The 8,286-nt window shown below is 64.4% G+C and carries 8 protein-coding genes; 4 read left to right on the top strand and 4 right to left on the bottom strand.

Translation table 11 applies throughout. The annotated features are described in order from the left end of the window. The first annotated feature begins 452 nt into the window (after nt 1-452). A complete protein-coding gene (locus NCN05_RS10925; protein ID WP_284500664.1) occupies nt 453-1,520 on the top strand; it encodes an aminotransferase class I/II-fold pyridoxal phosphate-dependent enzyme in 1,068 nt (355 codons plus the stop codon). Nucleotide 1,521: 1 nt separating this feature from the next. On the opposite strand, the gene murG is transcribed toward NCN05_RS10925, so the two are convergent. After that, nucleotides 1,522-2,598, bottom strand: a complete 1,077-nt coding sequence (gene murG, locus NCN05_RS10930) for an undecaprenyldiphospho-muramoylpentapeptide beta-N-acetylglucosaminyltransferase (RefSeq protein WP_250398111.1) — start codon at nt 2,596-2,598, stop codon at nt 1,522-1,524. A gap of 58 nt (nt 2,599-2,656) precedes the next feature. Between murG and NCN05_RS10935 the strand changes: the two genes are divergently transcribed. Continuing rightward, nucleotides 2,657-3,394, top strand: coding sequence for a DUF8623 domain-containing protein (locus NCN05_RS10935; protein ID WP_250398105.1), 738 nt, complete (start codon nt 2,657-2,659; stop codon nt 3,392-3,394). Here NCN05_RS10935 and NCN05_RS10940 read toward each other — a convergent pair. After that, a complete protein-coding gene (locus NCN05_RS10940; protein ID WP_250398106.1) occupies nt 3,391-4,278 on the bottom strand; it encodes an NAD(P)-dependent oxidoreductase in 888 nt (295 codons plus the stop codon). The genes NCN05_RS10935 and NCN05_RS10940 overlap by 4 nt on opposite strands. 141 nt (nt 4,279-4,419) lie before the next feature. Continuing rightward, nucleotides 4,420-5,625, bottom strand: a complete 1,206-nt coding sequence (locus tag NCN05_RS10945; RefSeq protein ID WP_250398107.1) for a phosphoglycerate kinase — start codon at nt 5,623-5,625, stop codon at nt 4,420-4,422. Nucleotides 5,626-5,743: 118 nt separating this feature from the next. On the opposite strand from NCN05_RS10945, the gene ylqF reads away from it, so the two are divergent. Both ylqF and NCN05_RS10955 read left to right on the top strand, forming a co-directional pair. Next, nucleotides 5,744-6,610 carry a ribosome biogenesis GTPase YlqF gene (gene ylqF / locus NCN05_RS10950; RefSeq protein ID WP_250398108.1) on the top strand — a complete coding sequence of 289 codons (867 nt, stop codon included), beginning with the start codon at nt 5,744-5,746 and terminating at the stop codon, nt 6,608-6,610. Beyond that, the gene (locus NCN05_RS10955; RefSeq protein ID WP_250398109.1) at nt 6,607-7,611 is read left to right on the top strand and encodes an RluA family pseudouridine synthase; all 1,005 of its coding nucleotides are present in this window, start codon (nt 6,607-6,609) and stop codon (nt 7,609-7,611) included. The genes ylqF and NCN05_RS10955 overlap by 4 nt, the downstream gene beginning before the upstream one ends. A gap of 4 nt (nt 7,612-7,615) precedes the next feature. Here NCN05_RS10955 and NCN05_RS10960 read toward each other — a convergent pair. Further along, nucleotides 7,616-8,286 (bottom strand): ABC transporter ATP-binding protein (locus tag NCN05_RS10960; RefSeq protein WP_250398110.1); only part of this gene is annotated, 671 nt, incomplete at its 5' end.

Consider the following 8,286-nt stretch of genomic DNA (forward strand, 5'->3'; position numbering starts at 1 on the left):
ATTGGCTTGCGTCAACTTTTATCCTGCAGGGCGCTCCTGATCGATGCTGCGCAGCGCAGGGATTCTCATCCACAGATGTGCCGTTGCTTCGTCTAGACCCACTTCTACTGTCTTGATTAGTCGCATTAGGCGCACAACGGAAACCCAGATGGCGGGTGCCTCGGTTCGACTAAACGAGGAACGACAGGCCTGTGCTTACCCGCCGTGCTGGGCGACGGCCTGTAGCTCTCCTGCAATCGCTTTTTGGGAACGATTGACCGCTGAGGGGTTGTTCTGTAACCAGATCTGCTTTTCGTGGAGGCGGGATGCAGGCGGACAACAACTCCTTCGACCACACGCCCCTAAAGCTGTTGTTGCTTTGGGTGGAGCCGATCACGAATTGATCTTGGTTCCGAAATCGGTTGTCAACATGGTTTTTTGGCCACACTTGCTGAAGTTGCAGCGACAGGGTGCTGCCTGTTCATGGCGGTGAAGTTCAGCAGGCGGCGAAGCGGGCTGGGTTGAGGCGGCAGGCCTTTCTCGATGCCAGTGCCTCTCTGGTGCCTTGGTGTCCCCGTTGGCAGCGAATTGGCCTGAGTGCCTGGCGCGACTATCCCGACCGCAGTCAGGCGCTGCTTCGTCAGCATCTCGCCGTACTGCACGGAGTCAATTCTTCCTTCCTTTTGCCGGGCAATGGCGCCGCTGAACTGTTCACCTGGGCGGCTCGTGATGCAGCCGAGCAAGGTTTGAGTGTGCTGGCAGCACCGGGTTTTGCCGATTACAAACGTGCCTTGCGCTGCTGGTCAGCGACCTCCCGGCAGCAGCAGTTGCCTCTCCTTTGGGATGAGGGGTTTCCGCAACCGTCCCCCGACCCGGGTGAGGGATCTGTGCTGTGGATTTGCAATCCCCATAACCCCACCGGTCAGCTCTGGAGCCGTGCCTCATTGCAGCCATTGCTGGAGCGGTACGCCCTGGTGATCTGTGATGAAGCGTTTTTGCCTCTGGTGCCCAACGGCGAGCAGCAGTCGTTGATTCCCTTGGTGGCTGAGCACTCGAACCTGGTGGTGATCCGCAGCCTCACCAAGCTCTATGGCATTGCTGGCTTGCGTTTGGGCTATGCCGTTGCGCAGCCCCAGCGGTTGCAGCGTTGGGCCGAGTGGCGGGATCCTTGGCCCGTGAATGGCATCGCCCTAGCTGTTGGCGAACGGTTGTTGTCATCGCCCCGGCGTTACCAATCTTGGTGCGCGCGCGTGCAGCGTTGGACGGCAACGGAGGGGGCGTGGATGCAGCGGCAATTGGCTGCGTTGCCGGGCATCACCCCAATGCCGTCGGCGGTTAACTATCTGCTGATTCGAGCGAACCGATCCCTCGTGCCTTTGCGGGAGGCATTGGAGCAACGGCATCGCATTCTTTTGCGTGATTGCCGTTCCTTTGAGGGTTTGGGAGAGACCTGGCTGCGGATCGGATTGCAATCCCGGCGCAACAACCGCCGCATCGTGTGGGCGATGCGTGAGGAGTTGAAGCGCAGCCCTCTGGCTTGACTCAGGCCACCAGGCCTTGAAGCAGACCGGCCAGTTGCTGTTCAGCATCCCGTTCCGCCAAGGCAGCCATCCCTTTACGCATCTGGGTGAGTGGATCGTTTGCAGTGCTGGCGTGTCCGAGCCGAGATGCCAGGAGCCGCTGCACGGTGTTGAACAACACTGGCTGCTCCGCTTCGTGTTGATGCACGATCACGGCCGCACCGAGGGATGCCGCACAGGCGGCATTGGCCTCCTGGTGCTGGTCCGCCGCCTGCGGGAACGGCACCAGCACGGCCGGGGTCCCGCAGACCGCCAGTTCACTGAGGCTGCCGGCCCCCGCGCGGCTGATGGCTAGATCCGCATGTTGCAGCAACCCGGGCATCTCATCGCTGAAGCGGCGTTCCACCAGTTGTGGGTGCTGCAGCTGCCCAAGGTCGGGGTCGTTGTCGCCGGTGAGGTGAACCACGCGGCAGCCCTGCTCCAACAATGCCGGCACCGCGGCACGCACCATGCGGTTGAGGCCGACGGCGCCTTGACTGCCGCCCATCACCACCAGGAGCGGCCCCTCCCCGGAAGGGACCCAGCCCGGTAGGGGTTGTGGGGCCAGAAAGCTGGAACGCACTGGTGTGCCCGTCAGCACCGGCTGGCTGCCGGGGATGCGCTTGGCGGCCGCGGGGAGGCCAATGGCCACGGCGCTGCAGAAGCGACCCAGCAAGCGGGTGACCCGCCCCGGGATGGCATTGGATTCATGCAGCACCACGGGAATGCCGCACCAACGCGCCGCCAGGATCGCGGGGGCGGCGATGTAGCCGCCGGTGGTGAACACCACATCGATCGCGTTTCGGCGGATCATCCGCCGCACGTTCACGCTGGCCAGCAACAGGCGCAGCAACTGCAGCAGCTTGGTGAGTCCGCGCCCCTGCAGTCCGCCGGCGTTCACGCACACCAAACCAAAACGCTCCGGCACCAGCTGCGTTTCGAGCCGATCAGGCACCCCCAGCCAGCGCACGGGCCAGTGACTTTCAACGGCTTCCGCAACTGCCAGGGCGGGGAAGAGATGGCCGCCGGTGCCGCTGGCGGCGATCAGAAGCCGGGTCATCGCGTCGGCCGTCACCGCACACCAGGCCTAACTTAATTGGGTTGTTGTGGTCTGGCCCGTGCGTCGTTTCCTGGGAGTCACGCTCGTCTCGGCCATGGCATTGGTTCTGTCACCGGTTCAAGCCCTTGCGCAGCCCGGACGCGGGGGCAGTGCGGTTGAACGTTTCAGCGATCGCCTGCAAACGGCGTTGAACAACGGCGGATCTTCGGCGTTCGACACCCTGGCCAGCCTTGAGCTGCAGCCTGTGTTAGCCCAGCGCCTGGAGCGCTTCCGGCAGGATTTCCCCGAGGTCTCCTGGCAGGTGGAGCCCGCAGCGCCCACATCGGATGGGCGTCCGACCCTCAGCCTGCGGGTGCGGGGTGCCGCTGAATCCGAGGGTCTCAGTTATTCCCTTGAGGCCAGCGAACAGATCGCGATTCGTCTGGACAACGGCCAGCTCGTAGATCAGGAACTGGTGGCCCAGCAGTCCTTGCTGCGCAGTGGTGAGCGCCCCTTGGCGGTCAACGTCGCCATCCCCGATGTGGTGCTCACCGGCAGCCGTTACGACGTCGACTTGATCGTTGAAAAACCGCTGGGTCAGGCCCTGGTGGCGGGCGGTTTGATTGACCTCACCGATGAGCAGCTGTCGGCTCAGATCCGCCCCAACCTGCCGTTGTCGCCTCAGGCTGGGGGTGGATTGTTCAAAAGCGTTCAGGCACCGCAGCAACCCGGTGCGCAGACCTGGGCCGTGATGCTGGTGCATCCCGACGGCGTGGTGACGGCCACCAAACGGGTGCGCGTGGTCAGCAGCTACTAGCTCCGTTGTCTTGTTTGATTCCAGCGGTGCAGGGCGGACACGTCCTCATCACCATGGCCGTTGTTGATCAGATCGAGTTCCAGCTGTTCCACCAGCGTTGTGACGGGCAGATCCAATTGGACGGCCTTGGCTGCATCAAGGGCAATCCCGAGATCCTTGCGATGCAGGCTGAGCCGGAAGCCGAGGGGATAGCTTCCCTTCAGCATGGCGATGCTGCGATGGTCGAGGGCCCATGAGCCGGCTGCACCATTTTTGAGGGCATCGATCACCTGGGGCATGGGCAGCTCCAGACGCTGGCCTAGGGCCACCGCTTCGGCCACGGCGGCATAGCTGCCGGCCACCAGCACCTGGTTCACCGCTTTCACCTGCTGCCCTCGCCCCACGCCACCGAAGTGGTGGATGGAGCCGCCAATCACCTCGAGGATGGACTGAACCCGTTCCAGGATCTCGCTGGCTCCACCCACCAGCACTGTGAGGCTGCCGCGTTTGGCCCCTTCTGTTCCGCCGGTGACCGGAGCATCCAGGTAGTGGATCTTCTGGTGGGCCAGCCGCTCCGCACAACGTTGGGCTGTGGCGGGAGCAATGGTGGAGCAATCCAGCACCACGCTGTCGGCGCTCAGTTGTGATGCGGCCCCGTTGGCTCCGAACAGCACCTCCTCAACGGCTGCATCGTCACTGACGCACAGCAGCATCACATCCACGCCGGTGCTCGCTTCGGCTGGGCTGGAACAGCGAGCAGCACCCTCGAGCTCCGGATCAGTTTCGGCGGTGCGGCTGCGGGAGTGCACCCGCAGTGGGAAGCCAGCGCGGTGCAGGTTGATCGCCATGGGCAAGCCGAGTGCCCCCAGGCCCACTAAGCCAAGGCTCAAGTCAGCTTTTGTCATGACGCATGGCGAAGCATTCGGATCCTGGTCGACGGATGCGCTGCAGTTGTGCCTTCAGGACAAAAAAATCCCGGTCGTCCCTTTGAGAGACGTCCGGGATGAGATCGATCAAGACCTGCAGCTCCAGGCCTGAGCCACTGATCAGGCGGCGTCGAGGGCAGCCACGCCGGGCAGCACCTTGCCTTCCAGCAGTTCGAGGCTGGCGCCGCCGCCGGTGGAGATGTGCGACATCTTCTCGGCCAGGCCAGCCTTCTCGACCGCTGCCACGGAGTCACCACCGCCGATGATCGTGCAGCAGCCTTTGCCGCTCAGGTCGGCCAGGGTGGTGGCAATGGCGTTGGTGCCAGCAGCGAACTTGTCGAACTCGAACACGCCCATGGGGCCGTTCCAGATCACGGTCTGACAGTCGGCCAGGGCGTCCTGGAACACCTTGATCGAATCGGGGCCGATGTCGAGACCCATCCAGCCGTCGGGGATGGCATTGATGTCAGCGGTCTGGCTGTTGGCATCGGGGGCGAAGTTGTCCGCCAGCACCACGTCGGTGGGCAGCAGCAGCTGCACGCCCTTGGCCTTGGCCTTTGCCTCGAGCTCTTTGGCCAGTTCCAGCTTGTCTTCTTCCACCAGGCTCTTGCCCACCGAGAGGCCGCGGGCCTTGTAGAAGGTGAAGATCATGCCGCCGCCGATCAGCACCTTGTCGCACTTGTCGATCAGGGCTTCGAGCACGCCGATCTTGGAGCTCACCTTGGAGCCGCCGACGATGGCAGCCAGGGGACGCTTGGGCTCATCCACCGCACCCTGCAGATACTGAAGCTCCTTCTCCATCAGGAATCCGGCGACGGAGGGCTTGAGGAACTTCGTGACGCCCTCGGTGGAGGCGTGGGCGCGGTGGGCGGCGCCGAAGGCGTCGTTCACGTACACCTCAGCCAGGCCGGCGAGTTTCTCGGCGAAACCGGCTTCGTTTTTCTCTTCCTCGGCGAAGAAGCGCACGTTCTCCAGCAGCACCACATCGCCGTTGGCCATGGCGCCCACCTTGGCTTCGGCGTCGGGGCCGATGCAGCTGTCGGTCTTGGCCACGGGCTTGCCCAGCAGTTCGCTCAGGCGAGCCGCCACGGGGGTGAGACGCATGGCGTCGTTCACCTGGCCCTTGGGACGGCCGAAGTGAGCGGACAGGATCACCTTGGCGCCCTTGCTGATCAGGTCGTTGATCGTGGGCAGGGCGGCACGGATGCGGGTGTCGTCGGTGATCGCACCGGCATCGTTCAGGGGCACGTTGAAGTCAACCCGCACGAGAACGCGTTTGCCGCTCAGGTCGCCGGCGTTGAGGCTGGCCAGGGAACGCTTCGCCATAGGGTTGTGTCGTGCGGTAAGAAAACGGGGTGAGATTAACCCGTGTGAATGACGTTGGCGCCAGCGCGTTCAAAGTGAATTCGTTCCGGCTGGCCGTCTGTTCTGTGCGTTTGCCTCTGTGAGCACCCCAACGATCCAGTGGTACCCCGGCCACATCGCCAAGGCGGAGCAGCAGCTCAAGCGCCATCTCGACAAGGTGGATCTGGTGATCGAGGTGCGTGATGCCCGCATTCCTCTGGCCACAGGCCACCCCCACCTCAACCGCTGGTTGAAGGGCAAGCAGCATTTGTTGGTGATCAACCGGCGCGACATGATCACCGCAGCCGCCAAGGAGGCCTGGGAGGCATGGTTCAAAGCCCAGGGGCAACGGACGGTCTGGTGTGATGCCAAGGCCGGTACCGGCGTGAAGCAGGTGCAGCAGGCCGCGATCCGTGCCGGCGATCAGCTCAACGAACGCCGCCGCAACCGGGGCATGCGGCCCAGGCCCGTGCGGGCGCTCACCCTGGGCTTTCCCAACGTGGGCAAGTCGGCTTTGATCAACCGTCTGGTGCGGCAGAAGGTGGTGGCCAGCGCCCGGCGGGCCGGCGTGACGCGCACCCTGCGCTGGGTGCGTCTGGGACAAGACCTTGACCTCCTTGATGCCCCTGGCGTTCTGCCGCCTCGGCTCGACGACCAGCAGGCGGCCCTGCGGCTGGCCCTTTGCGACGACATCGGCCAGGCCGCCTACGACGGCGAACTGGTGGCCCAGGCCTTCCTTCAGTTGCTGCTGGATGTGGAATCGCAGGCTGCTGCTGGGGTGACGATTCCGCTGCTGCAGGAGCGTTATGGCATTCCCCTGAGCGGTGAAACGGCCAACCCGGCTCTCTGGCTGGATGCTGCAGCGGCCCGCCACACCTCTGGCGAGACGGCGCGCATGGCCCAGCGGTTGCTGGATGATTTCCGCAAATCGGCCCTCGGCAGCATTGCCTTGGAGTTGCCGGCATGAGTCCGCAGCAGTGGAAACGTCCTCCGTTGCCGGAGGAGACCTTCACGGATCGCTTTGGCGAAGGCGAGGGAGAGCTGCTGACGCTGGCCTATCCCAAGCCGTTGCCGATGCGGCTGGACCGTTGGTTGGTGAGCCAGCGCACGGAGCAGAGCCGGGCTCGGATCCAGAAGTTCATCGACGCGGGCTACGTGCGCGTTAACGGCAAGACCGGCAAGGCCAAAACACCCCTGCGCCAGGGCGATGAGGTGCAGCTGTGGATGCCGCCACCGGAACCGCTGCCTTACCTCAAGCCGGAGCCGATGGATCTGGATGTGTTGTTTGAGGACGACCATCTGATCGTGCTCAACAAGCCGGCCGGGCTGACGGTGCATCCGGCGCCGGGCAACAAGGACGGCACCCTGGTGAACGGCCTGCTGCATCACTGCCCGGACCTCCCCGGCATCAGCGGCAAGTTGCGGCCAGGGATCGTGCACCGCCTTGATAAAGACACCACCGGCTGCATCGTGATCGCCAAGAGCCAGGAGGCTCTGGTGCGGCTGCAGGTGCAGATCCAGAAACGGATCGCTTCTCGCGAGTACTTCGCCGTCGTTCATGGCGTGCCGGCCGGCGACTCGGGCACGATCGTCGGGGCGATTGGCCGCCATCCGGCGGATCGCAAGAAGTACGCGGTGGTGAGCAGCGAAAACGGCCGTTACGCCTGCACCCACTGGACCCTGGTGGAGCGACTCGGCGACTACTCCCTGCTGCGGTTCAAGCTCGACACCGGGCGGACCCATCAGATCCGCGTCCACTGCGCCCACATGAACCATCCCGTGGTGGGTGACCCCACCTACAGCCGCTGCCGCAAGTTGCCGATCGAGCTGCCCGGCCAGGCCCTGCACGCCGTGCAGCTGGGGCTGGATCATCCGATCACCCGCGAGCGGATGCTGTTCGAAGCTCCCCTGCCTCCGGTGATGGAGAAGTTGCTGGGGGTGCTGAGGCGCCGCGCCGCGTCGGGCTGAGGGCTCAATGGGGCAGCCTTGGGCAGGCCTCCACGAGGGTTTGGCTGATCGGCGCCTGAGGCGCGCTGAAGATCCGATCTCCTGGCCCTTCTTCCACCACTTTTCCCTTGTCGAGCACCATCACCCGATGGCAGAAACCACTGGCCACCGAGAGGTCGTGGGTGATGAACACGATCGCCAGGCCCAGCTCCTGCTGCAGCTCCCGCAGCAGCGCCAGCACATCCGCCTGCACTGCGGCATCGAGCATGCTGACGCTCTCGTCGCAGATCAGCACCTTGGGTTTCAACGCCAGGGCGCGGGCGATCGCCACCCGCTGCTGCTGGCCGCCGGAGAGCTGCTTCGGCAGGCGGTGTTGAAACTGCTCAGCCGGACTGAGGCCAACCCGCTGCAGCAGGCGACGGGCTTCCTCCCGGGCTGCTGCTTTCGAGCAGAGACCATGGATCAGCAACGGATCGGCGATGGCATCGGCCACCTGCAGGGCGGGATTCAGGCAGGCCAGAGGGTCCTGAAACACCATCTGAAGGGCCCGTCGGGCCGTTCGCAGCGCCTCACCACGCAGGCTCAGCAGGTCCTGGCCCAGCAGGTCCACCCGGCCGCCGCGGATGGGATTGAGCCCCATCAAGGCCCGGCAGAGGGTGCTTTTCCCGCAGCCGGAGGCCCCCACCACCCCCAGGC

Origin of the sequence: Synechococcus sp. MU1651 (assembly GCF_023630635.1) — a bacterium.
Lineage (GTDB): Bacteria > Cyanobacteriota > Cyanobacteriia > PCC-6307 > Cyanobiaceae > Parasynechococcus.